The following is a 25,228-nucleotide window of genomic DNA, read 5'->3' on the forward strand; positions in this document are numbered from 1 at the left end:
AAGATGTACAAGAAAAATATATTCCTGATATTCTTCATACTTACCCTTTTCGCGGTCCCTTATACGGGGTATGAGCTTCAAGCTCAAGAAAACTCTTTCGATTTTTTTTCCGCGCCCTATAGTTTGGACTATGAAAGAGAGATGGAAGACGATATTCTATCGGGTATTAATAATTATTTGACCCGTTATACCGAGAAGATTATAGAGAGACGGCATGAGTATTGGGATCGAAATACCCGGTCTATTGAAGCATACCGGGAATCCGTAGCTCCGAATCGTAACAAATTAAAAGAAATATTAGGGGTCGTTGATCCCAGGGCCCCCGTCCGTATGGTATCGGAGGGCATGGAAACAAAAGCTCCGGTAGTGGGAGAATCCGCGAATAGTACGATCTATAGCGTTCGCTGGACGGTGATGGATGGCCTGACATCCGAAGGATTACTATTGGTACCCAAGGGAAATATCACGGCTTCTGCGGTCGTAATACCTGATGCTGAGGAAGACCCTGAGATGTATGCGGGGCTAAAAGAAGGTCCCGGTACAGCGCTTTCGCTTGCAGAGTCCGGTGTTCAGGTATTGATACCCCAGCTGGTCGACCGCCGTTCGGACTATTCAGGGAGCAAGAAGTTGGTACCCAGAAAACCCTGGACCGGTAATGCGGAACCGGTTGCCGTGTCAACCAATCAGTCTCACAGGGAGTGGATATACCGGCAGGGATATATCATGGGCAGACACATTATCGGCTTAGAAATTCAAAAGGTTCTCACAGCCGTAGACTGGCTGGAAGAAAACGCCCATGATTCCTCATTGCCTGTTGGTGTTATGGGGTACGGGGAAGGGGGACTTCTGGCTTTTTATTCATCCGCTATTGATGAGCGGATTGAAGCAAGCTGGATCAGCGGTTACTTTGGTCCCCGCGATGAGTTATGGAAGGAACCAATCGATCGGAATATTTGGGGACTCTTGACTGAATTTGGGGATGCTGAGATAGCAAGCCTGATTGCTCCCAGAAAAATGATTATTGAACACGTTCCTGTTCCGGATGTGGAAGAACCTCTCCCCGTCAAGGGGGATCAGCTGGATTACGGTCTCCCGGGCAAGCTTACTACGCCGGACCGGAAGCAGGTTGAAGAGGAGCTTGACCGGTTGTATGACTTTTTTCCGGACGCGGGTCATGTACAGCCCGATGTGGAGTTCATCAGCTCTACAAGTCACGGATCTACAAAGGCATTGGCTTCCTTTGGCAGGGCGCTGGGAAGCAAAACTGTTCCCGATTCCGATGCATCGCTGCAGCGGTCGGTCTGTGCAGATGCTTCTTCATTTATTGAAAATCGTGCCCATCGCGTATTTAATAATATGCAGGAGTATATACAGGATATGATTCCTGCTTCAGATCAGCGTCGCTACGAATTTTTGCAGGGGGATATTTCGTCCGCGGATTCATGGGATAAGGATATGGAACCCTATCGCCGGGAATTCTATGAAGAGGTGATGGGTAAAATTCCCGAACCCCTGCTTGCTATGAATCCCCGCATGAGGCAAGTTTATAACGAACCCGGATGGGATGGATATGAAGTGGTCCTGGATGTTTGGCCAGGGGTGGTCTCCTGGGGTATTCTGGCCGTTCCCAAAGATCTTTCTGACGATGAGAAGCGACCGGCAGTAGTCATGCAACACGGGGCCAGTGGACTTCCGAGCACACCGATTATTGTAGACAGCTACTTCCAGGTGCTCCCGGCTTTGGTTAACCGGGGTTTTGTCGTCTTTGCGCCCTATAATCCCTATCAGTTTAATATACGAAAAGCGAATGCTGTCAAGGCAGGCACCTTTTCTGTTATCATTCCCCAACACAAGCAGATTCTTAATTTTCTTCAGTCCCTCGACTATGTTGACGGAGAGCGAATTGCCTTGTATGGGAAAAGTTGGGGAGGTCGTACGGCCCAGACTGTCCCCATCGTCCTGGACCGTTATAAAGTGGCTATCAGTTCTGCCTACTTTAATGACTGGGTAAGGAAGATTGCCAGTGTGGATTACCGGAATTCCTATTATTTTACAAAATCAACGGGAGTCTATCACTGGAATATGGGAAATACGTTTACCCATGCCGAGATGGCATCCCTTATTGCGCCCAGGCCGTTTATGGTAGAGAGTGGTTACCTGGATGGCGTAGCTGCTCATGAAATGGTCGCCTATGAGTTCGCAAAAGTTAAACGTCTCTATTCCCATCTGGGCATTGGGGATCGCGCGGAACTGGAGTTTTTTATGGGGGGACACGATATAAACGGGCAGGGAACATTCCGTTTTCTTCATAAGCATCTGGAATGGCCGGCCCCGGATAACCCCACAGAACACCAAATGATTTCTCCTCCCTGATAATTTCTAATGTAAATCACAACAGTGATTAGATTATCCCTTTAGCAGTTTCGAAGCAACCTAAATACTACTGGTCAAAAACCTTATAAATTAACTACGATAATTAACAAACATAGCTTATGAGTGTTAACCGACGCCGCTTTTTAAAAAAATCTCTCTGGGGTATGACGGCCACCCTGGGAGCTCCTGTTTCTGGTATATTACAAAAGTTTGACCGCTCCGATGATACGGAGCCTGTGGCCCCGGAGGGCCTGGTTATCGATACCAATGTCCATATTTCCGAGTGGCCGTTCCGGGATCTGAAATATAGCGAGACCAGTGCCATGGTCGATAAGCTGCGGAAGCACGGGATCCGGGAGGCATGGACCGGCAGCTACGACGCGCTGTTCCACAAGAATATCGACAGCGTCAATGCCCGCCTGGCCGAGGCCTGTCAACAAGAAGGCGAGGGACTGCTGGTACCTTTTGGTACGGTCAATCCGCGGTGGCCGGACTGGAAGGAGGATCTGAGGCGATGTGACGAAGCCTACGGCATGCCGGGTATCCGCTTGTATCCGGGCTACCAGAACTATACCCTCGAACTCCCGGAATTTGCGGAATTACTGAAAGAAGCATCGGGCCGGGGAATGGTGGTACAGATTGCCATCGACCAGGAAGATGAGCGAATGCAGCACCCCCGGGTGGAAATCCCCGCCGTGGATGTGTCCCCGCTGCCTGCTGTCCTGGAGTCTGTTCCTGATGTGACCGTCCAGCTTCTCAATCCCTTCCGCCATGTCCGCGGTGATAATCTCGAATCGGTTATTAAAGAAACGGACGTTCTGTTTGATATCTCTAATCTGGACGGGAATGGGGGACTTGAACGTATCATGGCCGGTAATCACTGGTATCTCGGCAGTACCCCGATTCCGTCCGCCCGCCTTCTCATGGGCTCACACGTACCCTTTCGCCCGGTCGAAAACGTCTTGTTCAAGCTCATGGAATCCGCATTGGATGAGGAGGATGCCGCTGCTATCATGTCCGGAAATGCTGCCCGGATGCTCAGGACGGCATAAAATAATATTATAGATCCATCGAATGTTAAAGCTAACATAACTCATTTCATTTATGTCACATTCAGATTATAGCTTTACGGTTGATCCTGCTGCACTCGGCCTGCCATCACGAGACGAACTGGTCGATATGCGCATCTGGGACAGCCATTATCACGGGACCGGAAGCCATGAAGAAATCGTGAAGTATATCAAACGTATGGGTATTGAACGCGTTATTTCTCTGGATATCGGAGGAGGAGTTACTTCTGAGGACCCGGAACGCGATAAAAGACACCGGTCGCTCCTGAAAGAATGGCGGAAACTCCTGAGTGGTATTACCCGAATTGATCCTGGTTATCCCCATAAGAGCCTTAAGAAAATGGAACGATGGATCCGAAACGGTCCGTGCATCGGTATTAAGTACAGCGGGCTTATTGAACTGGATGTCACCTGCGACCACCCGAATAGTGACCCTATTATCGAGCTGGCCGAGGAACTGGGAGCCGTAATCTATATACATACCTGGATCAAGGTCGGAGGCAATCCCCGCTATGCAGGTGGGGGGAATTATACAGGCGAGTCGACGCCCATGGATGTCGCCAAACTCGCGGAGCGTTTCCCGGATGTACAGATGATCTGCGGCCATCAGGGCGGCGACTGGGAACTGGGAATCCGGGCCATACGGCCCCACGAAAATGTTTTATTGGAGTTTTCCGGGGCCCTGCCGACCTCCGGGGCGGTGGATCTGGCGGTCAATGAGCTGGGGACCGATCGTCTTGTCTGGGGGGGACACGGCCCGAGCCGATCCTATGCCAATGAGCTCTCGAAAGTCTATGACGCCGATCTTTCAGACGAGGAGCGCATGAAAATATTCGGGACAAATTATCGGCGACTTGCCGCCCCGATCATGCGCGAGAAAGGGTATTCTGTAAAAATCTAATGAGAAGGAATTCAGCTTATATGTTGCATTACACCCACAATCCAAACCATAGAAAGAGATGATCATGAATAGTGAACACAGATTGTTTGCTGCTTTCCTTGTTTTACTTGTTACTATGCTTACGGCCTGTACGCAGAAAAATTCAGATACAGATGAAAAATCAGCAGACGGTAATGAAGAGTCTATCAGATATATCGAGCCGAACGCGGCCACAGGTACCTCGATGGGGACTGTAGTATCAGGCAAGCTGCCACTGGCTCACACCGGGCAGTTTCTGGCGCTCGATAAAGACGGAAAGCTTGTGGGCACCGATAACACCGGGCAGCAAATCCAACAGGTGCTGAAGAATGTTCGCCTGGCATTGACGGAGGTCGGTGCCGGGCTGGAAAATCTGGTCAAGCTCAACGTATACGTTGCCAGCAACGAGGTCGCCGAGCAAGTGCGGACCTATTTCGCTGATACGTTCACCGGCGAGGCCAAACCGGCCGTCTCTTTTGTGGTGACGAAGCTGCCACGCCAGAAAGCGCTGGTGGCGATGGACGCAGTGGCGGCCGGCGTAGAAGCCCGGGACCAGAGCGAGGTGCTTCATGCTGACTCGCTCTACGGGGTCCCGAACCGGGGACACGTGGCCATCCTGCCGGTGGGGGAGAGGGTATACCTCTCCGGCCAAGTCGACCCGGGCGATCTGCTGACAGCCACACGCGGAACAATAGAGAGCTTGCATGGCACGCTGGCGTATTTAGGGCTCAGTGCTGAGGATGTGGCCCAAGTAAAAGCCTATCTTCCTGACGCCTCCAGAGTTGATGAGGTGGAAAAGGTCATTGCCGAGTACTATCGGGAGAAGCCCGTTCCACCCGTCGTTTTCGTTGAATGGAGTGAAGGTGATTATTTAAGGTATCTCTCCACTGATGGGGAGAAGGCTACCCCTATAGAAATTAGCTTGATTACTTCTGGAAAGGCATCTACTGAGGATACTACATATGCCAGAGACAGCCCCAACTACCTTACCTATCCGGGTTTGACCGATTACCCGGGCTATAGTCGGATCGTGACGGTGCCACAAGCGGATCTCGTTTACACATCGGGACTGTATGGCGGGCCTTCGAGGGACGCCGCCGGTCAGGTCCAAGACATTTTCCGCAAAATGAAAGATATCCTGAAGAAGGCTGGCTCAGACTTCGATCATCTCGTTAAAGGAACCTACTATGTGACGGGTGAGGAGAGTAGCGATAAACTTGGTGACATCCGGAAAGACTTATTTAATCCAGATCGTTTTCCCGCCTCAGACAAGATGCCAGTACGAGGTGTCGGAGAAAAGGAGGTGACTATTACTATAGAGATGGTTGGTATGGTGCCGAAATAGCACCTCTCCGCTAACGTTAAAATAATTTTACTCTTAAATAATTTCGCTATGATCAGAAGAATACTGTTTGTTGTCGTATTACTCTTTGTTAGCGTATGGCCGCTATCTGCTCAGCACATTCCGTCTGATGAGGAGATACGCATCGGCATTATTGGACTTGATACGTCTCACAGTCTGGCCTACGCTAAGTTGATTAATCAGACGGACAGCTCATCACTGGCAGGACTCCGGGTGGTCGCTGCCTATCCGAAAGGCAACCCCGACCTCGCGACGGGTGAACGCATCCCTGAGTTTACTGAGGACGTCCGTAAGCTGGGTATTGAAATTGTTGGCTCGATTGACGAACTGCTGGCGCGTGTGGATGTCGTCATGCTGGAGACACGTGATGGGCGCATGCACTTGGAGCAGGCGCTGCCTGTCCTCAAAGCAGGCAAGCCTCTGTACATTGATGCGCCGCTCGCCGGCTCCCTTGGTGAGGCCATTGCTATTTATGAGGCAGCCCAGCGCTACAACGTTCCCGTGTTTACGGCAGAGCCGCTGCGTTATACGCCCAAAACGCAAGCCATTGCAGAGGGCAAGGTGGGGGAGATCATTGGCGCTGCCACATACAGTCCGGCGCCCACGCATCCGACCCACTCAGATTTGTTTTGGTATGGTGGACACGGCGTTGCCATGCTGTACACCGTTATGGGTCCCGGCTGCGAGGTCTTATGGCGCGTTCACACGCAGGGTACAGATGCTGTGATTTGCAGGTGGGAGGACGACCGTCTCGGTACATACCGGGGTATCCGCAGTGGAAAGCGTGGCTACGGCGGGACCGCGTTTGGCACTGACGGAATTGTTCGCTTGGGCGGCTTTGAGGACTATCTTCCTGTAGTTCTTAAGGTTGGCTCGTTTTTCAAAAGCGGTAAGCCGCCTGTGTCTGCTGAGGAGAGCCTGGAGATCTATGCCTTTATGGCGGCAGCGGACAAAAGTAAGCGCTTAGGCGGCCAGCCAGTATATCTCGAGAAGATGCTGGCCAACACACGGAAAGAGGCCAGGCAGAAGCTGGAGCAGATATTAAGCGAACGTAATTGAGTGCTTTCAGAGTGAATAACGAGAAACATAACGCTCAAATCGCATCCGGAGTACCCATTACCAAGGTTTTTTAACCAGGGGAGGGCGCAAACCGTTTTAACAGAATGAGGAAATGCTTTTTTACGTGAAGCAGATGGGGCCCGAGCGGGTCATTTCCCTTGATACAATCGGTCATATTCGCAATGCTATAGTCCCGACCCCTTGGAATGCCAGGAGACTAAAGTATCCGGAAAAGTATAAAGAGCAAAGCAAGTGGAATAGCTTCTGGAAACGTCTGCATCCTCATTTTCCATTACAAAGGATAGAAACCGGAGTTTGAATAGTGAAGTACTGAGTTTTTGATGGTATTCTCTTCAACGATGATAAAATCTTTCCAGGTCGTAGGCAGCGAAAATGCGTTAATTTAATCAAAAAAAATCCCCGCAGGCTTGCCTCGGGGCGAGGAGGAAAGTTTGAAAACCTAAGGTTTCATTAAGACAAAAAAGAACTTCTTCCTGTTTAATACCTCGGGGCTCTGCCCCGAGGATTGTTTATTAAAATTTTGAGTCGCATTATTAATAACCAAATAAAATTCAAAGATTCAATTATGATTCAGCAGCTTAAAATATTTTTTCTCAATAGCCTGTCTTGTAAAAGGGAGGCTCAAATGCCCACAACATCCGAGGGTTTATTACAGAACCGGCGACTCGGGACTGTTTTATTGCTGTTGGGGATGGCGTGTTTTTTTATTCAATGTGCGAGAAATGATATAGAGAATTCCGGTGATCCATCCTTTGAAACCTACTTCAGGGCGGATTCTACGTACATTGGTATTAGCACGGTTGCGGAAAAATTAGATGTACCTTGGGAGATAACATGGGGTCCGAACGGCTGGATATGGATGACCGAACATGGAGGAACTGTAAGTAAAATTGATCCGACCTCGGGGCAGAGGAAAAAGATGCTAAAATTGCAGAATGTGTACGAGGGAACAACGCCGGGATTGCTGGGCATGGTGGTCCATCCGAATCAGGAGCGTTTTCCGTACCTTTTTTTGGTATACAATTCCAAAAAAGAAGGTGGAACCATTTATTGGAATGTCGATCGGTACAAAATTGGAGCGGATACCCTCAGAGACCGCAAAAATTTGTTAAAGATAAAAGGAGGCGATGGTCGCCAGGGTTCGAGAATAAGAATTTCACCGAAAGGAAAACTGATTGTTGCAAATGGCGTTGGATTCTCAAATTCCCAGGATGTGGATTTGTTGGCCGGAAAGATTCTTAGGCTGAATATTGATGGCAGTATTCCCGAAGATAACCCCTTTCCAGATAGCCCGGTTTGGGCTTGGGGATTCAAAAATCAACAGGGGTTAACCTTTGGTAAAGATAGTATTTTATATGCTTCAGACCATGGGATGGCCACGGATGACGAAGTTAGTATCATCAAGAAAGGGCGAAATCATGGATGGCCAACGGTAGAAGGGTACTGCGACAAACCGAAAGAAAAAGCATTTTGTGCCGACTCGTCTGTAGTGGAACCTATTAAAGCGTGGTCGCCCACTATTGCGCCGTCGGGACTTGCCTATTATGGATATGATAACATACCGGAATGGCAACATTCACTCCTTTTGACCACACTCCGCAATGTTTCCTTACACGTTTTATCGCTTGATAAGTCTGGCCGTACTGTCGAGAAGGAAATGGTTTATTTGTCTGATAAATATGGACGATTGAGAGATGTAACGATTTCACCTGAGGGTGATGTTTATATCTCCACCAGCAACCGAGACTGGAAACATAATTCTGAAGAAGAGTGGCCTAAACCAAATGACGACCGGATCCTTCGGCTTTCAGGAATTCAAGACAGTTCATCTCTGAAAGGCGTTCCCCCAATAAAACAAGTGGCAACGTATGCATCCACGATGATGAAACGATTGTCAAATTCAAAAGGAGGACGTATTTATAAGAAGCGCTGTGTCTCTTGCCACCAGCCTGATGGAAAGGGAATCAGGGGTAGCTTTCCTTCCTTAGAAGGGGATAAGCATATACCCAAGGCCCGGTTAATATCGATCGTGTTAGAAGGTAAGGACTCGGAGGAATACACGGAAAAAATGCCTGCTTTTAGATCTTTGAGTGACCAAAAAGTTGCCCGCGTGCTTACCTTTATCCGTTCCCATTTTTCAAACCGTGGTTCGAAAATTACAGAAGAGCAGGTAAAAGTGATCCGGGATAGTATTTCCGTTAAACATGACAAATAGCATATTTTTTTGGCAATGTTTGCATTCTATTTGAGATCACCAGTGTCCCGTTAAAAGTCGAAGAGCCCCAATTGGTTAAGAAATTGGGATTATATTGCGTGGGGGGACTGGTCGGAAAATAGCTCTTTAAGCGGCATACGCAGTAATAGGGCGACACTAAGAACCTGCATCATGACGAGTTCCTCCTATTATATTTATATGGAGAAGGAAATCATCGCACCGTATTATACTATCATGAATTACGATAACAACAGATCTTTTTTTCCCGTTGTCATAGTAATAGCCGCCTGTCTGTTTGTTGTACAGGCCTGCGAATCAGAAGAATCCGAACAACCCCTCGGCAAAACCTGCCTTACGCTTTCGGCCGGATTACAGAATGCCCCGGTAGATGATCCCGGCGAGGCCTATAATTATAAAGAATTCTCTGACCTGCCAACACCACCGCTGCCTCCGGAGCAGGCGCTGGAGCGATTCGAACTGGAGGAGGGGTTTCGTATCGAGCTGGTTGCACATGAACCCATGCTTACCGATCCCGTTGCCATGGATATTGACGCAGACGGACGCCTTTGGGTGATCGATATGCCTTCCTATTTGCCGGAACACGACCGCAGTGAAGCCGAAACAATTCCGCTGCAGCAGGTGCCGGAATCGAGAGTGGTGATTCTCGAGGATACCAACGGGGACGGGAAGATGAACTCGTTCAGGGTGTTTGTGGAGGATCTGAAAATGCCCCGGGCTATCAAAGTACTCAATGACGGCATACTGGTGGGCGAACCTCCCAACGCGTGGTTCATCCAGGATACGAATGGAGACGGTAAAGGCGATTCCAGGGAGGTGGTCTACCGTACGTATGGAGATCCGATGGTTGACAATGTACAGAACATGCCTAATAATTTTTTGTGGGGGATGGATAACTGGATCCACAGTTCGCATGATAATGTGGAAAGCCTGCGGAGGATTGACGGGGAGTGGCATACCCGGAATTTTAAACGGTTGGGGCAGTGGGGGATGAACCAGGACGACTGGGGCCGCCTCTACTCTGCGACCAATACCAGTCCGCTCCAGACTCATCTGGTACCGCATGGCTATAGTGAAAGGCATCCCGGTTTTGAGGTCAGTAACGGTATCAATGTAAATATTGCCCGGAAGGCACCCATGTGGCCGGCTCACCCGACCGGGGTAAACCGCGGTTACCGGGTGGGACAGGTGGTACGGGAGGACGGCACTCTCAAAACCGCTACTGCCACAACGGCCCCTGTCATCTACCGGGGAGATCAATTCGGGGAAAAATACCGTGGAAATGCATTTACCCCGGAGCCCGCAGGCAACCTGATCAAACGATATATTCTGGAAGCCGATCCGGCAGAGATCGAGGCTGAGGCAGATTTTGCCTATGAAGGCCGCGAATTCCTCACCTCAACGGATGAGCGGTTCCGCCCGATTAACATGTACAATGCCCCGGACGGTTCCATTTACGTGGTTGACATGTACAGGGGACTCTTTGAGACGGCGCTGTCGCTGACGGATCATCTCAGAGAGTACGCGGTGGAACAGGGACTCCACAAACCGGTTGGAGAGTTCGGGCGAATCTGGCGTATTGTGCGTGAAGACCGGGATATTGATTATGAAACCCCGGAGTTTAGCATGCTGACACCGTCTGAGGTGGTGGAGTACCTGCAGCATGAGAACGGACAGCTGCGCGACCAGGCGCAACAGGTGCTGGTCCAGTGTTCGCCGCCGGAGGTTGTTTCAAGACTCGAAGAGATGACCGCAGCGGGGGATGCGAAAGCAGACTGGACCCGCCTTCATGCGCTGTGGACCCTGGAGGGATTTGACCGGTCGGTCTACGGGCAGGGTGAACTCAGCCGGACAGCTCTGGAGGCCCTCAATGATCCCCATCCCCGGGTTCGGGCTTCGGGTATACGCATCCTTGAACGCTCCATGGACCGGAATTCCTCCGAAATATTCCCCCGCCTGGAAGAGCTGGCGGAAAAAGAGCAGGCGGCCTATGTCCGCCTTCAGCTGCTGGCCTCGCTGGGTGAATCCGACACCGGCCGGGCTCTACGGCTGATAGCGTCCCTCCTCGATGAGCATGCCGACAGCCCGTATTTCCGGGAGATGGCACTGTCCGGTGCGTACCAGCGCGAGGAACAGTTGGCCGGCATACTCCGCCGCGAATACAACTGGGGCAGCGAGCGGGGGGAAGCGCATGCGCAGCTGCTGAACCAGCTATCGGAAGCTGGAGAGCAGCGGTCGGGAACCGATTTGAGTCATTTGACCCAGGCGCAGCGGGAGCGGTACGAAAAGGGTCGTCCGCTTTACCGTACCTGTATGGCCTGCCATGGGAAGAACGGGGAGGGACAGTCCGGGGTAGGCGCCCGGCTGTCCGGCAGCAAATGGGTGCAGGAAGATCCGGAGGCGTTGGTACGTATCGTACTGCAGGGATTTTCAGGGAGAGCCGAAGAGCGTGGAGAGGAGATGACGTCCGTCATGCCGGGACACGATTACCTGTCCAATGAGGATCTTGCGGCAATCCTGACTTATATACGCAATGCGTGGGACAACAAAGCCTCGCCGATAGACCCGGAAACGGTCCGCGAGGTACGCGAAGAGACCCGGGATAAATCCGGTACCTGGTCCCCTGATGAGCTGCGTGACGTTATCAAGTAGATCATCGCTACCTGGATGAAACTGTTCAGCCCCATTTTGCAATGAACACCTATTTCTTATTTCGGAAAAAATAAAATACTCTTCCTGAAACGAGGCGGTCTTAAGAGGCCGATCGGGAAATCGTAAACTTGTATTCACAATGGTGGGTTATTTTGTCCCCCGATTGCCGGACCCTCGCTGAGTCAGAAATTGCCGGCCGGGGGTAACTCCTGCGTTTAACCTGACTCAGTCCATAATAATAGTTTGCCCTGCTCCACCACGAAGGCCATACAGGAGAAACTTAAGAACAGGATCTCTCTGAAGAAAAGCCGGATATGTTTGCCGATATTAAAGTGCGACGGAAAGAATGGAAACGGGAGATGGACCACGCTCCTCCTTGTGGCCCATTTCAGGATTATCTAATAATTGAGGATATGGGTCACCGGCCAAAATTTAACAAAGTATCTATTATAAATATATGATTGTATATTCAATTTGTAGAGGACTTTGAAAAACCAGGAATTTTGATCATTATCAAACCCTGAGCGTATTCAAAACCTCCGTATATAAGGCATAGGTTAGGAGCTTGAAAGCGCTAAAATGCAGAGATTGACAAAAGAACGGTTTTGCAAAGCGCTCCTGTATACAGGCTGGATTAAAATCCCAAAAACTCCAGTCTTCTAAAGAGGCACCTATTTAAAATTAGCACAGAATTATATGGATAATAAAGAAATGGACAGCGATGTGCCGATAAGTCGTCGCGTATTTTTAAAGTACACTGGGGCGGCCATGGCAATGACGATGGTTGGTCTCCCCGGGCGTTTTGATACACATTCATCTAAAAAGAGATATATCATGGGAAATATACGAATAAGGAATGTTCAATCTAACTTTGAGCGTATTCCTTTGAATCCTTATCGGTTTAAGGGAGGAGCGAGCACCGAAATGTGGAACGCAATTGCCTGTATGGAAAGTGAAACAGGTACACGGAAAATTGGATTGGGTCCACAAGGTGTGCTCTGGTCGGACGCTTCTGTAGCGGCTGCTCATTCAGAGGCTGGGGGCAACGCTTTAATGTATTCCGTGAGCGAACGAGCTTTACAAATGCTCAAAGGAGAATCATTTAAAAGTCCGGTACAGTTATTAGATGATATTTTCCCGGACGTGTACGGGTATGCAAAGGAAATTACCCGGATTGAGGATCTCAGCAAAACCTTTGCCTTGAATGCCTTGGTTTGTGTGGATAATGCAGCCTGGCTGCTCTATGCGGCAGAAAATGATATCCGCCATTTTGATGAGATGATCCCGGAGCCGTACAGACCGGGCTTGTCACATAAACACGAAGGAGTTGCGAGCATGCCTTCTTTTCCTTCCGGTACTCCGATAGGGAAAGTGAACGAAGCTGCGGAAGAGGGTTATTTTATCATGAAACTGAAGATCGGAGCAGCCGGTACACAGCAGGAGATGCTGGAAAAGGATAAAGAATTTTTAACGGCAGTGCATAATGCCCTTGGGGACAGGAGAACTTCGTATACCAAGAACGGCAGGATCCCGTATTATTTGGATGCCAACGGTCGCTATGAGAAAAAAGAAACGCTTCTAAAGCTGTTGGATCATGCAAAGAAAATCGGAGCATTTGATCACATTGCGGTCATCGAAGAGCCTTTCCCGGAGCATAATAACAATTATGTGGACGATATGGGGGTTCGTGTCGCCGCAGATGAGCGGGCCCATACAGTAGAAGAAGCCAAGGAATGCATTGAGCTGGGATATACCGCTTTTGCGGTGAAGGCCATTGCAAAGACCCTGAGTATGACCATGAAGATTACTCAATTGGCGTACGAACACGATATCCCGTGTTTTTGTGCGGATTTGACCGTGTCTCCGATATTACTGGAGTGGAATAAAAATATAGCTGCAAGACTAAAACCGTTGCCGGAGCTTACTGTAGGTCTGCAGGAAGCCAATGGTCACCAATATTATAAGGACTGGGATAAACAGATGAGTTATCATCCGATGCCTGAAGCGGAATGGGTAGAACCTCAAAAAGGAATATATCATACTGGAGAATCCTTTTATGAGCATAGCGGAGGGATATTCAAGCCATCAAATCATTATGAAGCGTTGTTTAAAAATATGTAATAATACTACTACATAAAATAAATGATACGAAGCTATTCGGTATTTCTTTTATGCCTTTTTATAATTGTCGGCTGTACAGATCCCAATTCTGACGCTGATATGAAAAGCGGTGAAACCGAGTCTGATCAGAACAACCAGGCAGGCTCTTATGAAGTGATGGACTACGGACCCGTTATTTCCGAATCCATCCGGAAGGCTTGGCCTGAAGGTAGTATCGTGCGAAAGGGACTGGCGATCCGGCTGGATCACGGCGCCGCCTTTATCTTTGATACCGATCTTGTGGGAATGGCCGCAGCAGCGGCAGGTGGCTGGCTGGATATTTCAAAGACAGATTATACCAGCTATAAAGGGTCGGATATAGCCGCCGTGGAGGGCCGGCAGGTGTTCGGCAGCCCGGAAATAGCCGGCTGGGCGCAGGACGGTACGTTTAACGCTCCGCGCGCGAGTGGCCTAGGCAGCATTCCACGTGACTGGGCGCATTATAAGGGCTACTATCGGAATGGGGATAAGATCGTACTCTCCTATAGGGTCGGGGGGACCGATATTCTGGAATATCCCGAAGCTATAAAAGAAGATGGAAAACTTGTTTTTGCGCGAAATATTAACATTCCGGAAACCGAGCACTCCCTGCAGGCGCTGTTGCTGGAGAAGCGGGACGGCTGGTCGCTTATCCAGGACGGGACCAGGGAAATCGGACTAAGCACAGGGGATGGCGCCCTGGTTGTTCGCCTGGCTGGTACCTCGGGCCATGCCCGTTTGCATTATGAGGAGGGGCGCGTGGAGCTCCATATTCCCCCGCAAGAAGAGCCGGCAACTACGCGGGTATTAATCTATGAGGCAAGTGATTATACCAATCGGTTTAGGGACCTTCCGGCCGAACTGGCCGATATTACAGATCCGGAACCGCTAACCCATGGGGGACCCGCCCGGTGGGAGCAGGAACTGGTGGTATCGGGGAATAAAGGCCAGGGTGCGTTTGCTTATGCGGTGGATCAAATACCGGTGCCTTTTGACAATCCCTGGGGATCGTGGATGCGACTTTCCGGTATCGATTTTTTTGAAGATGGAAAACGCGCGGCCATATCGACCTGGAATGGGGATGTGTGGGTGGTTTCCGGAATTGATAACGAGCTCGAAGAGGTCTCCTGGCGTCGTTATGCCTCGGGATTGTTTTATCCGATGGGACTGGCGGTGGTCGATGGTAAAATTTATGTTAACGAACGCAGCCAGCTGACCCGGCTTCATGATCTTAACAGCGATGGTGAGGCTGATTATTATGAAAATTTCAATAATGATAGACTGGTCTATCCGAGGGCTCATTCTCTTGAGCTACAGGTCGATTCGGAGGGCTATTTCTACTTCTTTAAAAATGGGAACAGGGTCCCCGGGGAAGTCCCCGGGCACGGGGCGCTCATGCGTGTTTCCCCGGATGGCAGCGAACGGCAACAATATGCCAGCGGTTTGCGGGGGGCAAACACATTGGGTATTGGACCGGATAAGACCATTCTTTCCGCCGATCAGCAGGGGAACTGGGTGCCGGTTGAACGGATAGATTTGATCAAACCCAATAGCTTTTACGGTTTTCGTCCCCACGGGGGAACAGGTCGCCCCGTCGGGTCGTTCGAGCCCCCGGTGGCCTGGATCCCCTACGATGTCAACAACTCCTCGGGCTCGCTGACCTACACTGACGAGGACCGGTGGGGACCGCTTTCCGGGCGATGGGTTCTGGGTTCTTATGGACAGGCGGACCTGCAGGTGGTGCTAACGCAAGAGTTGGCGGAAGGCAAGATGCAGGGCGCCACCGTTAAATTGCCGGTCGAATCAAAATCCGGTTTGATTCGGGGTACGGTAAATCCGGCAGACGGGCAGCTGTACCTGGTCGGATTGCGCGGGTGGACGACGCTCGGCAAAGCGGACGGAAGTTTTGAGCGCATCCGCTATACCGGCGGGAAGGTGTATCTGCCGACGGATTTCAGGATTACGCCCCGTGGAGTGGAATTGACATTTTCAGAACCCCTGGATCCCGGCAGTGCTGAAAACAGGCAAAATTACCACCTTCAGCGATGGGAATATATCTATTCGCAGCAATACGGGTCTCCTGAAATATCCCTCAGGAATCCGGAGGCAGAGGGACGCGATTCAGTAACGGTGCAATCAGCCAAGCTCTCTGAGGACGGACGATCCGTGTTTCTGGAGATCCCGGATATGCGCTCGGTTATGCAGATGAAGGTTGAGTATGACTTGGCGTTTGAGGATGGTAAATCTGCCTCCAATGCCCTTTATCCGACGGTAAACTGGTTATCGAAAGAAGAGGCCGATAAGCGGCCGGAGTGGCAACAGCGGATGATCGCCCGGCACCGGCAGAAAGCAAGTGATAAGGAGGAAATAGTAGAAGAAGAGTCAGGTCAACAATTTATATCGGAAAAATTTCAACAGGGAAAAGAGATCTTTCAACAAAATTGTGCTTCCTGCCACGTGCGCGGGGGAGCGGCCCCGTCGTTGGATGAATCTGAGTGGGCCGGCTCTTCTCCGGAAGCTGTTGTACGGATCTTATTACATGGCAAGCGGGGGAACAGAGGTATTATGACCCCTTTTGAATGGATGGATAATGAGCAAATTGCCTCGGTAGTCAGCTTTATACGGCAAAATTGGCATGAGAAAGAGCCCATAACCAGCGCCCAGGTGGAAGAAATAAGGAGGGATACGAGAAACCGGGAAGAACTATGGACCGAAGAGGAGCTTAAAAATTTAGAGTAGTGGTGAGAAGATTGATGTTATTTATTGCTGAAGGTCTCTAAAAACAGGATATAGTAGGAGAATTTGCGCCTCGGATAGCCGCTACCCCCCCCCTATCTTTGCCAACTGGCCGGAAGACAAGTCATCGGATATAAAAAATTCATTTTAGAGTAGTTACTCCCTGCCTTTCCTGTGTAGATACCATGTAGAACAGGTGATTATGGCAGGACTATAGCTTTGGCGTACTTTTTATTCTTATTCATTTGGGAAAAAGTACCCTTTGCTGCGTCATTATTCGCAGGTTGGAATCGGAGAATATTCTTTTTGTGAACGAGAACTGATTCCTGTTCATGTGAATATGAGGGCACGATGCAAAACCATCCAGGTCATGCTGAAATAAACTCAGGATGATGACATATAGGTTTTACAATAGCCTCTCTCTATGAATAAATCCTGAGTCATCACTACCACGGTTCAGAGAAACGATTCATTTAGCCAGAAAGGGCGGTAGGGATCGAAATTCAAATATCATGAACAGCATAGCAGAACCATGATATCAAGAGGAAGTCAACAGGCAATACTTTTAACAGTTATATGCATTATAGCTGTATGTACCATCTCATCTTGTCGTAATGATGCCAAAGTTTCGGCTAACGGAGTGATGACAGATCGGATTCATAACGAGCCCACAACAGGCCCCGGGGCAGAGATCGAAGGGGAGGAGGAGAGCAGGTCATGGTATCTTCCGGGCAAAGAGCCGTTTCCGCCGCGGAGGAATACCAATAAGAGCGGCAATCCTGTGGGGGTATTGTACTTGGGATTCAGTAATGAAATTAAGGTACAGCTTTTCAGTGAATTCCTGTCCGTCACCTTCAGAGAAGGGGATTTTGTATTCAGGGTGTATAAAAACTGTAGAGTGGAATTTGTTATATGATTTTTGGAGTATGCAATAGTTATCCTGCCTCCTTTATGTGTAGTAGGTATAGGTCACCGATCATATCAACAAAACTTATTCCATGATGAAATATCTTATAGTAACGCTTGCGGTCTTTTTTACGACTCTCACCGTGACGGGATGCGAAATGAACCAGGTGGATGAAGAGGAGACTGAACCGTTTGAACGCCGTGAACTTCCGCGTATGCTTTCCGAGCAGGAAGCTGAACTGTCAGAAGGGGCCGGTGATTTCGGATTGGACCTGATGCATCGTCTGGTGGAAGAGAAACCGAACCAGAACCATTTTATTTCCCCCTTAAGTATCCAGATGGCCTACGGGATGACGATGAACGGGGCAGGGGGAGCAACGTATAATCAGATACAGAAAACCCTCGGTCTGGAGGGAATGAGCCGTGAGGAAATTAATGAGGCGGCCCGTAACCTGATCGAGCTGTTGTCCGGCTTTGATGAGGATGTACAGTTTAATATTGCCAATTCAATCTGGTATCGGGATACGTTTACCGTGGAAGAGGATTTTCTGGAGACCAACGAAAGCTACTACGATGCGATCATTGAAGCGGCGGATTTCGGAGATCCCGGAACTGTCGACCGGATCAACAGCTGGGTAGGCGATAAGACGGGGGGACTGATTGATGAGATCGTACAGGGACCTATTGATCCGCTGACCGTTATGTACCTGATTAATGCCATGTATTTCAATGGTGACTGGACGGTACCCTTTGATTCCGAACATACAACCCGGCAACCTTTCTACCGTCCCGATGGCTCTGCGGTGGATGTGGACATGATGCGCATGGAGGAGCAGGAACGAATGCTCTACCGGCAGGGGGAAAATTATGAGGCCGTGAATCTCTATTATGGCGATGCCGGCTTTGCCATGACCCTGGTGCTGCCCGATGAGGAAGTGGGACTCGAAAGCTGGGTACAGGACCTGAACCGGGAGCAGTGGCGGGAGCTGACCGGCGGGTTTAACCGGGTAACGCTTATGATGGACCTGCCCAGGTTCGAGACAGCATATGAGATTGAGGATTTTAAGGAAGTTCTGCAGGACATGGGGATCACCGCTGCATTTGAACCGGCAAAATCGGATTTCAGCGGTATCAATCCGGAACACGATGATCTGCATATCAGTGATACACGGCATAAAACGTTTATCCGGGTGAATGAGGAAGGAACTGAAGCAGCCGCCGCCACTTCTGTCGAGATAGGCTTGGTCAGTATGCCAGCATCCGTACAAATCAGTTTCGACCGCCCCTTTTTCTATGTCATCCGCGAGGTGGAATCGGAGACCATTCTTTTCATGGGGACCATGACCGATCCTTCCTAAGAGGGATAAGAAAGAGGGCTTTGAAAAACCGGGAATCTTGGTCAATACCAAAGCATGAGCGTATTCAAAACCATAGCATAAAAGGCATGTGTGAGGATTTTGGATGCATGAAAATGCAGTGATTGGGTAAAACAACAGTTTTGCAAAGGTCTATGAAAATGAGTCCATTCATAATTTTGACTCTTGATGTTGCTGTGATATTTTACCGGGGCAAATATATTTCCAGGAACGCTTTTTTAACCATCAAGCATATTATCTGTCATGGACTCCAATAATAAATCTTCTTTTAATCAATCGGTTGCCAACCGGCTTTTTAAGTCACGCATTGTTATTATCAACGGTGAAATCACCCAGGAACTGGTGGGCAAGGTTGCCGGTCAGCTGTTAGCCCTTTCCGCCGAATCCAACGATCCGATCACTTTGTTTATTCACTCGCAGGGGGGGCATGTGGACTCCGGGCACGCGATCTACGATGCCATCAGGTTTATCGATGCGCGCGTTCGCATGGTGGGAAACGGCTGGGTGGCCAGTGCCGGAGCGCTCATCTATGTTTCGGTCCCCAGGGAGGACCGGTATTGCCTGCCGAACACCCGGTTTTTGCTGCATCAGCCGAGCGGAGGGGTGCAGGGCAGCGGCAGTGATATCGCCATCGAGGCAGAGGAGATCGTAAAAATGCGGAAGCGGCTGAATGAGATCCTTGCTGAGGCTACCGGAAAGCCCCTTGAAGAAGTAGAGGAAGATACCCAGCGCAATTTCTGGCTAACGGCTGAGGAAGCCAAGGAGTATGGCCTTGTAGGTTCGATTATCGAGCGTATTTCCGAGGTGGATTAATGTTGAGAAGCCGAAATTTCGCTTCTTTAAACGCTCCTTGGTAACGAAGCAGATTTCCCAAGTGCGTATAACCGGAGGCTACATCCGGGTGTCCATAGGAACTGTCGTTGGAACGGGATTGGTAAAAGCGAGAATCGACCGTCGGAGCAGGATAAATAGCAGTGCCAGACTCAACAGCAGCATCCCGGCTCCCCAAAAAAGAGTACTGAGTCCTAATCCCGTGACGACTGGTTGTCCGGCAATTGGGGAAATAAACTGCCCGAGGAATACAGCGGTGGTTAATCCGCCTACGGCACGCCCGCGCAGAGCTATCGGGGTTTCAGAAGTCAGCCAAACATTGAGGTTCGGAAACATCAGCCCCATACCGAGGCCGCATATCGCCAGTCCCGTCAGAACGATCAGATAGCTGCTCCCCATTCCAATGAACAGATAACCGGTTCCCATCAGGCCAAAATTCAACCCTAGAATGGAGAGATATCCGATCCGGTCTCTAATTCGGCCGTAGGTCAGGGAAGTTACCATCCCGAATAGCGTAGATACGGCAATCGCCATCCCGCTGATGGTGGGACCTGCCCCCAGCAGCGTTTCCAGGTAAAAGGGAACCTGCAGGGGAATAAAATAGAAAATGACCATTCCCAGAAAAGCGATACCATAGATCAGGGGTAGCAGCCTGCCGGGTTTTCCTGCAGGGGATTCATCTTCATCTCTCGGATAGGATGATTCATCGCTTTGGGTGGGTTCGGTGAGTGAAAAGGTCACCAGGGGCACGAGCAGGAGGGGAAAGAGGTAAATTGTAAAAGGCCAGCGCCAGCCCAGTTCCGCCAATCCGCCGCCGGCCGTTAGAAATACGACACCGCCGAAACTCATAAAAGCCGCCTGCCAGCCCATGAACTGCGACCGCTCCGGTCCCTCATAATAATCGGCTACCAGCGTTGTTGCACTGGTCATAATGCCGGCTACGGCTACTCCCAGCAGGGCCCGTCCCGCCAGGATAGTACCGAGGGAATCGAGATAGAGCCCAGAACTGCCGGCCAGGGCGTAAATAACCATTGCAGGAATAAGCAGCTTAAGTCGTCCGTTCTGGTCCAGGAACCATCCCACAAACGGACCTGCCAAAACAATAAACAGAGCCGGGAGCGTGAGTACCAGCCGGATCAGAAACCCGGCGTGTTCCACCTCCGAAAAGTAGTTCTGCATGGACGGCAGGGCAGGGGCGATGGTTGCCCCGGCCATGACTGTCAGGCTGCTGATCAGCAGCAGTGTTGCTTTTGTTGAAAAGTTATCCGTGTTCATTTTTGTCTATGTTTGATCTTGCAAAAGGTATCATTACGGCCGGCGGATCTATTGCAAAAAAGCGACCTTTCTTCCTTTTCGAAATGGTGGTAGGTTTAACCAATGATATCTCCACCCACCGCATAGCCGTTTTCAGAGGTTTCATGTATCCGTATGTTCACAAACTCTTTCACCTGCTCATTTTTTTCTGTGATATAAAATTCGCTGATTGATTCTGTTAGCTGTTGAACTAGTTGTGATTTTTGATTTTGGTCAAGATCGTCCCGGGGAATAGTTACTTGTATCGTAGGCATATTTTCCAGTCTTATGAGTTATAAAGAATGTTTTGTCTGGTGTTATTCTGAAATTTGTTTAAGAATCTTACATGATGAATAACCGTTCTTATGATATTTTGTTAGATCAACGTAATAAGCTCTTTGAGATCCCGGGTCGGAATCCGGGATGTCACAGAAACAGTTCGTTGGTTCTCTGCTATTAATGTAATACTATCCTATCATGGGTGTCAGTTACCGTTATCCTCAATAAGCTGGGATAATTTTTTATCCAGCCCGTTTTCTTCGGGAAGCGAAAGCAGAAAATGAGTTTCGAGCACCTCCCGAATTTCGCTGGTTGTTTCGAGGGGTTGTTTCTCTGTTTCCCCATTCAGATGGTGGATGGAGAACCGGTTATCCCGCAAAGCATATCGGCGTCCCGGCACCGGACGCGCGGCAATCAGTCCCGTCACGAAATGTGATTCCGGGTGATTTGACAGGTACCAGTTGGTGATTTCGTAATCAGGCACATAGTTCTCAACCAGATTAAACTGATAGACGTCCTTCCACTCGTCGCGCACCAGCGTCTGCATGAGATAATCCTCTCCCTTGCGGTCCAGCCGGTACGGCTCATGCGGGGTTTCTTGTATAATACCGGTTTCCAATCGTAAGGGAGCGGTGAGTGTGAGACCGCCGAACCCCACGTCGGCAATATACTTTTGATCATCGATTTCTATCAGCAGAAGCATATGTCCGCGTGCTGAAATTTCCACTTCCGGCCTGTTCCACCGGATGCGCGCCGCCAGTCCTTGTGCGTCAAATCCAATCGACCGGAGTACCTCCCGAAACAACAGATTCTGTTCAAAACAATAGCCGCCTCTTTTATGGGGGATCATCTTTTGTTCCAGGGATTGGGGATCCAACTTGACCTCCATCCCCAGAAACGGATTCAAATTCTCAAAAGGAATATTTTCCGTGTGCTTCCGGTGAAGCGTTTTCAGCGTATCCAGCGTAGGAGAGTCAGGTCCCTCATACCCGATACGTTCAAAATAGTTGTCGAGATTGATTGAAGTACTCATGCGACCTCCTCTTCATATTCCTGATCTTCGGTTTTCTTTTGATGGAGGGCATCGGCGAACCAGAGAAATTCGTCCAGGAAATTTTTGGTCGACTTGATGATATGTTCGTTTTGTGGCTCGAAAGAATCATCGAATGCCTGGTGGATACGGGGCACCAGCAAATTCAGCGGCATCGGATAGGCTCCCACTCCCAGGATGATCTGCTGCAGGTGAGTAGAAGCATTAATCCCGCCGAATCCTCCGGCTGAAGCAGCGACAACACCAATCGGTTTTTTCTGAAATTCACTCCAAAAATAATCGATCGCATTTTTGAGTACACCTGAGACACTGCCGTGGTATTCCGGCGTTACTAGCAGCAGGGCATCCGCCTCGTGGAGTCGCTCGCTGATATCCATCACATTTTCCGGCGGATCGGGATGATGTCCCACCCGCTCTTTAAGTACGGGCAGAGGATCCTCAGCCAGATCGATGAGGTCGGTTTCTATGGTGCGATTTGTGAGTCTTTCTTTAAGATAGTAGGCAGCTTTGTGGGTTTGACGCCCCATCCGGACGCTGCCCAGTAAGATTGCGACTTTCATAATACTATTTAGTTTGGTTTAACTTATAATGATATGTTCGTTCTATTTTTAAAGTGAAACCCGAATACTTTTAGATACCTGTTATTTTTATTTCTTCAGCGGATCCATAGTGAAGTCAGTTCTTGTTTTATTCTATTTGTGCTCCGGTTTTTTTGGCAGTTTTGTGTTTTTTCCTGTATGTATCCTGAACATCAAATTGCGGTAAGCGATCGAATCGATGAGGGTGTGCTTCCGACTTTTCTCCATTTATCATCGGTCCGGCGAAGAATGTGACCGTTGCGTGTTCCCGCGAAGACGGTTTCTCTTTCCGTATCAGCTACGGTCCACGCCAACACCAGATCTTCCGGTTGTCCCGCATATGCTACGGAATGAAAGGTATCCCCCCCGTCCGCAGACTCAAACAGAGCGGCGTCAGCTCCTTGCTCGCCGCCCCATGCCGGAGGGGCCGAGCGGGCAGCCGCGGCGTATAATCGTCCCCCCACAACAAATGCTTCACGGAAGTAGGTGTGGTCTAATTTATTATCCAGGCGGGTCCAGGTACGCCCGGCATTTCGTGAGCGGTAGAGGCCGCCGCCAGTTGAGGCGATATATTCATCAGCTTCTGTAATGAGCACATGGTGAATGTCATCATGCAGCCCATCGCGTCGTTCCGTCCAGGTTTTCCCGCCATCCTCACTGACATGCACACCACCGACTTCGATACCGGCTATGAGTCTTCCGGGGGCATCGGCATGTCCGCCCAGACTACGCACATGAGCTTCATTGCGGTGGCGGGGGGTATGCCAGGTGTTGCGGGAAGGCAGACTCTGCAGGCCTTCTAATTCACGCCAGGATTCCCCTCCGTCGTCGGAGAGGTAAAGGTGAGCCGGATGAGTGCCCGCATACAGCTTTTTGTTTTGGACCTCCTGATATACGGAGTAAACTTCTTTCCGGGGGACGTTGAGATTCACCCAGCTTTCGCCGCGGTCTGTAGAGCGAAACAAACCCGCCCGGGTGGCTGCAAGTATTTCCTCGCCGAACCGCCGCACCCGCAAAACGTGTTTTGTGTCGAGGACTTGTTTCGCCTCATCCATCTTATCAATCGGGACACGGTAGACGCCCCGGTTGGTTCCGATAAGCAGGATATGTTGATCTGAATTGGCAATCATAATTTCCTCTCCTTTCGTTAGTGTTTTGGTTGCGGTATGAAGTTGATTTAGGTTCCGGACTGATCTTATTAGCTTCCTGTTCACTCACTAATCTAAAAATTATGGATAATAAACAAAATAATTACTTTGTTTATTATGTTATTTGTTTCTTATGGAGCTCATAGATAATTTCAAACACACCTGTGAAGCTTAGAAGGGGGTTGTGATTTGTTTTTTTATCCGGAATGATTATCATAAAAAGATTTTCAAATTAATTGCTTTGTTTATTATGAAAAATAAGCTGCCTGATCACGAACGTGCGGTATCGATTCTTAAAGCAAAAGGACCGAAGTCGGTCAAAGACCTGGCCGGCGAAATGGATATTACTACGGAAGGGGCCCGCTTTCACCTGATGAAGCTCGAAAAAGAGGGACTGGTTCAGTCAGAGTCAGTGGTAGAGGGACGGGGCCGGCCGAAGCAGATCTGGTCGCTCACTGAAAAAGGACATAATCGCTTTCCGGATGCACATGCGGATCTTACGGCAAATCTTATTGCGATGATGCGGGAAACACTGGGACAAACGGCCGTGGATGAGGTGATCGGGACGCATGAAAAGAAAACACTTTCTCGTTACCGTAAAGAATTGGAAGATACTGATACGTTGGAAGACCGAGTGGCAAGGCTCACTGAAATTCGCACTAAAGAAGGGTATATGGCGGAGTACAAAAAGGATGAAGAGGGATTTCTTCTTATTGAGAATCACTGTCCCATTTGCACCGCTGCCAAAGCATGCCAGGGATTCTGCCAGGCGGAATTGAATGTATTCCGGGAGGTACTGGGAGAGGCGGCGGAAGTAGAGCGTACCGAGCATATTATCAAAGGAGCGCGCAGGTGCGCTTATCGGGTGACAGAGAATACACGGTAACTTATTTTCTAATAATTTCGATTTGTCTCTGAGTGACTCGTTATTTGTCAAACATAGTCACTTTTCAAAAGCTTACTCATGAAGACACAATACTATACAACAACCAGTATCGACGGCTTTATGACTGATGGAAATCACTCTCTCGATTGGTTCTTCCAGTTTGGAGAAGTCGAAAGCATGACGGGGGCGCCGCTGTTGCCACGCAATATTACCACTCCGCCCATAAAATTGATTGACGTTCAGCAGCATGGCGGATTTTTTGCAGTTATGAAGTTCATAGAAAGTTATAATACCCATCAAACCGCATAAACGTCC

The 25,228-nt window shown here is 49.6% G+C and carries 19 protein-coding genes; 14 read left to right on the plus strand and 5 right to left on the minus strand.

Going from position 1 to position 25,228, the window contains the following annotated elements:
* Window positions 1–141 precede the first annotated feature (141 nt).
* From BUB16_RS06170 to BUB16_RS06230, 12 genes are all read left to right on the plus strand, one after another.
* Window positions 142–2,373: an alpha/beta hydrolase family protein gene (locus tag BUB16_RS06170; protein ID WP_139240209.1), complete on the plus strand. Its 2,232-nt coding sequence runs from the start codon at window positions 142–144 to the stop codon at window positions 2,371–2,373.
* A gap of 119 nt (window positions 2,374–2,492) precedes the next feature.
* Window positions 2,493–3,425: an amidohydrolase family protein gene (locus BUB16_RS06175; RefSeq protein ID WP_084088079.1), complete on the plus strand. Its 933-nt coding sequence runs from the start codon at window positions 2,493–2,495 to the stop codon at window positions 3,423–3,425.
* A 52-nt stretch (window positions 3,426–3,477) separates the two neighbouring features.
* Window positions 3,478–4,344: an amidohydrolase family protein gene (locus BUB16_RS06180; RefSeq protein WP_073060892.1), complete on the plus strand. Its 867-nt coding sequence runs from the start codon at window positions 3,478–3,480 to the stop codon at window positions 4,342–4,344.
* A gap of 115 nt (window positions 4,345–4,459) precedes the next feature.
* Window positions 4,460–5,707 (plus strand): RidA family protein, encoded by a 1,248-nt coding sequence (locus BUB16_RS06185; protein WP_073060895.1) that lies wholly within the window; start codon window positions 4,460–4,462, stop codon window positions 5,705–5,707.
* A gap of 48 nt (window positions 5,708–5,755) precedes the next feature.
* Window positions 5,756–6,784, plus strand: coding sequence for a Gfo/Idh/MocA family protein (locus BUB16_RS06190; protein ID WP_073060900.1), 1,029 nt, complete (start codon window positions 5,756–5,758; stop codon window positions 6,782–6,784).
* Window positions 6,785–7,370: 586 nt separating this feature from the next.
* Window positions 7,371–9,020: a PQQ-dependent sugar dehydrogenase gene (locus BUB16_RS06200; RefSeq protein WP_084088081.1), complete on the plus strand. Its 1,650-nt coding sequence runs from the start codon at window positions 7,371–7,373 to the stop codon at window positions 9,018–9,020.
* A 234-nt stretch (window positions 9,021–9,254) separates the two neighbouring features.
* Window positions 9,255–11,690, plus strand: a complete 2,436-nt coding sequence (locus BUB16_RS06205) for a DUF7133 domain-containing protein (protein WP_170864298.1) — start codon at window positions 9,255–9,257, stop codon at window positions 11,688–11,690.
* A 696-nt stretch (window positions 11,691–12,386) separates the two neighbouring features.
* Window positions 12,387–13,811: an enolase C-terminal domain-like protein gene (locus BUB16_RS06210; RefSeq protein WP_073060909.1), complete on the plus strand. Its 1,425-nt coding sequence runs from the start codon at window positions 12,387–12,389 to the stop codon at window positions 13,809–13,811.
* Between the two features lie 99 nt (window positions 13,812–13,910).
* Window positions 13,911–16,568, plus strand: coding sequence for a DUF6797 domain-containing protein (locus BUB16_RS06215; protein WP_073060922.1), 2,658 nt, complete (start codon window positions 13,911–13,913; stop codon window positions 16,566–16,568).
* A gap of 640 nt (window positions 16,569–17,208) precedes the next feature.
* Window positions 17,209–17,481 carry a hypothetical protein gene (locus BUB16_RS06220; RefSeq protein WP_073060925.1) on the plus strand — a complete coding sequence of 91 codons (273 nt, stop codon included), beginning with the start codon at window positions 17,209–17,211 and terminating at the stop codon, window positions 17,479–17,481.
* Window positions 17,482–17,563: 82 nt separating this feature from the next.
* On the plus strand, window positions 17,564–18,829 hold the full coding sequence (locus BUB16_RS06225) for a serpin family protein (RefSeq protein WP_084088083.1): 1,266 nt from the start codon (window positions 17,564–17,566) through the stop codon (window positions 18,827–18,829).
* Window positions 18,830–19,090: 261 nt separating this feature from the next.
* Window positions 19,091–19,660 carry an ATP-dependent Clp protease proteolytic subunit gene (locus BUB16_RS06230; protein WP_073060928.1) on the plus strand — a complete coding sequence of 190 codons (570 nt, stop codon included), beginning with the start codon at window positions 19,091–19,093 and terminating at the stop codon, window positions 19,658–19,660.
* Window positions 19,661–19,738: 78 nt separating this feature from the next.
* Here BUB16_RS06230 and BUB16_RS06235 read toward each other — a convergent pair whose 3' ends face one another.
* The 5 genes from BUB16_RS06235 to BUB16_RS06255 all read right to left on the minus strand — a co-directional run bounded on the left by BUB16_RS06235 (window position 19,739) and on the right by BUB16_RS06255 (window position 24,009).
* Window positions 19,739–20,953: an MFS transporter gene (locus tag BUB16_RS06235; protein WP_073060931.1), complete on the minus strand. Its 1,215-nt coding sequence runs from the start codon at window positions 20,951–20,953 to the stop codon at window positions 19,739–19,741.
* Window positions 20,954–21,048: 95 nt separating this feature from the next.
* Window positions 21,049–21,246, minus strand: a complete 198-nt coding sequence (locus BUB16_RS21155) for a tautomerase family protein (protein ID WP_139240210.1) — start codon at window positions 21,244–21,246, stop codon at window positions 21,049–21,051.
* A 209-nt stretch (window positions 21,247–21,455) separates the two neighbouring features.
* Window positions 21,456–22,283, minus strand: coding sequence for an arylamine N-acetyltransferase family protein (locus tag BUB16_RS06245; RefSeq protein WP_073060945.1), 828 nt, complete (start codon window positions 22,281–22,283; stop codon window positions 21,456–21,458).
* Window positions 22,280–22,861, minus strand: coding sequence for an NADPH-dependent FMN reductase (locus BUB16_RS06250; protein WP_073060948.1), 582 nt, complete (start codon window positions 22,859–22,861; stop codon window positions 22,280–22,282). The genes BUB16_RS06245 and BUB16_RS06250 overlap by 4 nt, the downstream gene beginning before the upstream one ends.
* 191 nt (window positions 22,862–23,052) lie before the next feature.
* The gene (locus BUB16_RS06255; protein WP_073060951.1) at window positions 23,053–24,009 is read right to left on the minus strand and encodes a WD40/YVTN/BNR-like repeat-containing protein; all 957 of its coding nucleotides are present in this window, start codon (window positions 24,007–24,009) and stop codon (window positions 23,053–23,055) included.
* A gap of 268 nt (window positions 24,010–24,277) precedes the next feature.
* Here BUB16_RS06255 and BUB16_RS06260 point away from each other — a divergent pair, with 268 nt between their 5' ends.
* Entirely contained in the window at window positions 24,278–24,913 is a 636-nt protein-coding gene (locus tag BUB16_RS06260; RefSeq protein ID WP_073061222.1) for a helix-turn-helix transcriptional regulator, read from the plus strand.
* Window positions 24,914–24,991: 78 nt separating this feature from the next.
* Window positions 24,992–25,222 (plus strand): hypothetical protein, encoded by a 231-nt coding sequence (locus BUB16_RS06265; RefSeq protein ID WP_073060954.1) that lies wholly within the window; start codon window positions 24,992–24,994, stop codon window positions 25,220–25,222.
* Window positions 25,223–25,228 lie beyond the last annotated feature (6 nt).

The organism is Fodinibius roseus (assembly GCF_900129315.1).
In the GTDB taxonomy this organism is placed as follows: domain Bacteria; phylum Bacteroidota; class Rhodothermia; order Balneolales; family Balneolaceae; genus Fodinibius; species Fodinibius roseus.

Excerpts from the sequence above, each read along its gene's own strand:
- BUB16_RS06265 (WP_073060954.1), top strand. The coding sequence starts at position 24,992 with ATGAAGACACAATACTATACAACAACCAGTATCGACGGCTTTATGACT.
- BUB16_RS06210 (WP_073060909.1), top strand. The coding sequence starts at position 12,387 with ATGGATAATAAAGAAATGGACAGCGATGTGCCGATAAGTCGTCGCGTA.
- BUB16_RS06255 (WP_073060951.1), bottom strand. The coding sequence starts at position 24,009 with ATGATTGCCAATTCAGATCAACATATCCTGCTTATCGGAACCAACCGG.
- BUB16_RS21155 (WP_139240210.1), bottom strand. The coding sequence starts at position 21,246 with ATGCCTACGATACAAGTAACTATTCCCCGGGACGATCTTGACCAAAAT.
- BUB16_RS06260 (WP_073061222.1), top strand. The coding sequence starts at position 24,278 with ATGAAAAATAAGCTGCCTGATCACGAACGTGCGGTATCGATTCTTAAA.
- BUB16_RS06205 (WP_170864298.1), top strand. The coding sequence starts at position 9,255 with ATGAATTACGATAACAACAGATCTTTTTTTCCCGTTGTCATAGTAATA.
- BUB16_RS06235 (WP_073060931.1), bottom strand. The coding sequence starts at position 20,953 with ATGAACACGGATAACTTTTCAACAAAAGCAACACTGCTGCTGATCAGC.
- BUB16_RS06185 (WP_073060895.1), top strand. The coding sequence starts at position 4,460 with ATGCTTACGGCCTGTACGCAGAAAAATTCAGATACAGATGAAAAATCA.
- BUB16_RS06170 (WP_139240209.1), top strand. The coding sequence starts at position 142 with ATGGAAGACGATATTCTATCGGGTATTAATAATTATTTGACCCGTTAT.
- BUB16_RS06190 (WP_073060900.1), top strand. The coding sequence starts at position 5,756 with ATGATCAGAAGAATACTGTTTGTTGTCGTATTACTCTTTGTTAGCGTA.
- BUB16_RS06175 (WP_084088079.1), top strand. The coding sequence starts at position 2,493 with ATGAGTGTTAACCGACGCCGCTTTTTAAAAAAATCTCTCTGGGGTATG.
- BUB16_RS06225 (WP_084088083.1), top strand. The coding sequence starts at position 17,564 with ATGATGAAATATCTTATAGTAACGCTTGCGGTCTTTTTTACGACTCTC.
- BUB16_RS06215 (WP_073060922.1), top strand. The coding sequence starts at position 13,911 with ATGAAAAGCGGTGAAACCGAGTCTGATCAGAACAACCAGGCAGGCTCT.
- BUB16_RS06220 (WP_073060925.1), top strand. The coding sequence starts at position 17,209 with ATGACAGATCGGATTCATAACGAGCCCACAACAGGCCCCGGGGCAGAG.
- BUB16_RS06180 (WP_073060892.1), top strand. The coding sequence starts at position 3,478 with ATGTCACATTCAGATTATAGCTTTACGGTTGATCCTGCTGCACTCGGC.
- BUB16_RS06250 (WP_073060948.1), bottom strand. The coding sequence starts at position 22,861 with ATGAAAGTCGCAATCTTACTGGGCAGCGTCCGGATGGGGCGTCAAACC.
- BUB16_RS06245 (WP_073060945.1), bottom strand. The coding sequence starts at position 22,283 with ATGAGTACTTCAATCAATCTCGACAACTATTTTGAACGTATCGGGTAT.
- BUB16_RS06200 (WP_084088081.1), top strand. The coding sequence starts at position 7,371 with ATGATTCAGCAGCTTAAAATATTTTTTCTCAATAGCCTGTCTTGTAAA.
- BUB16_RS06230 (WP_073060928.1), top strand. The coding sequence starts at position 19,091 with ATGGACTCCAATAATAAATCTTCTTTTAATCAATCGGTTGCCAACCGG.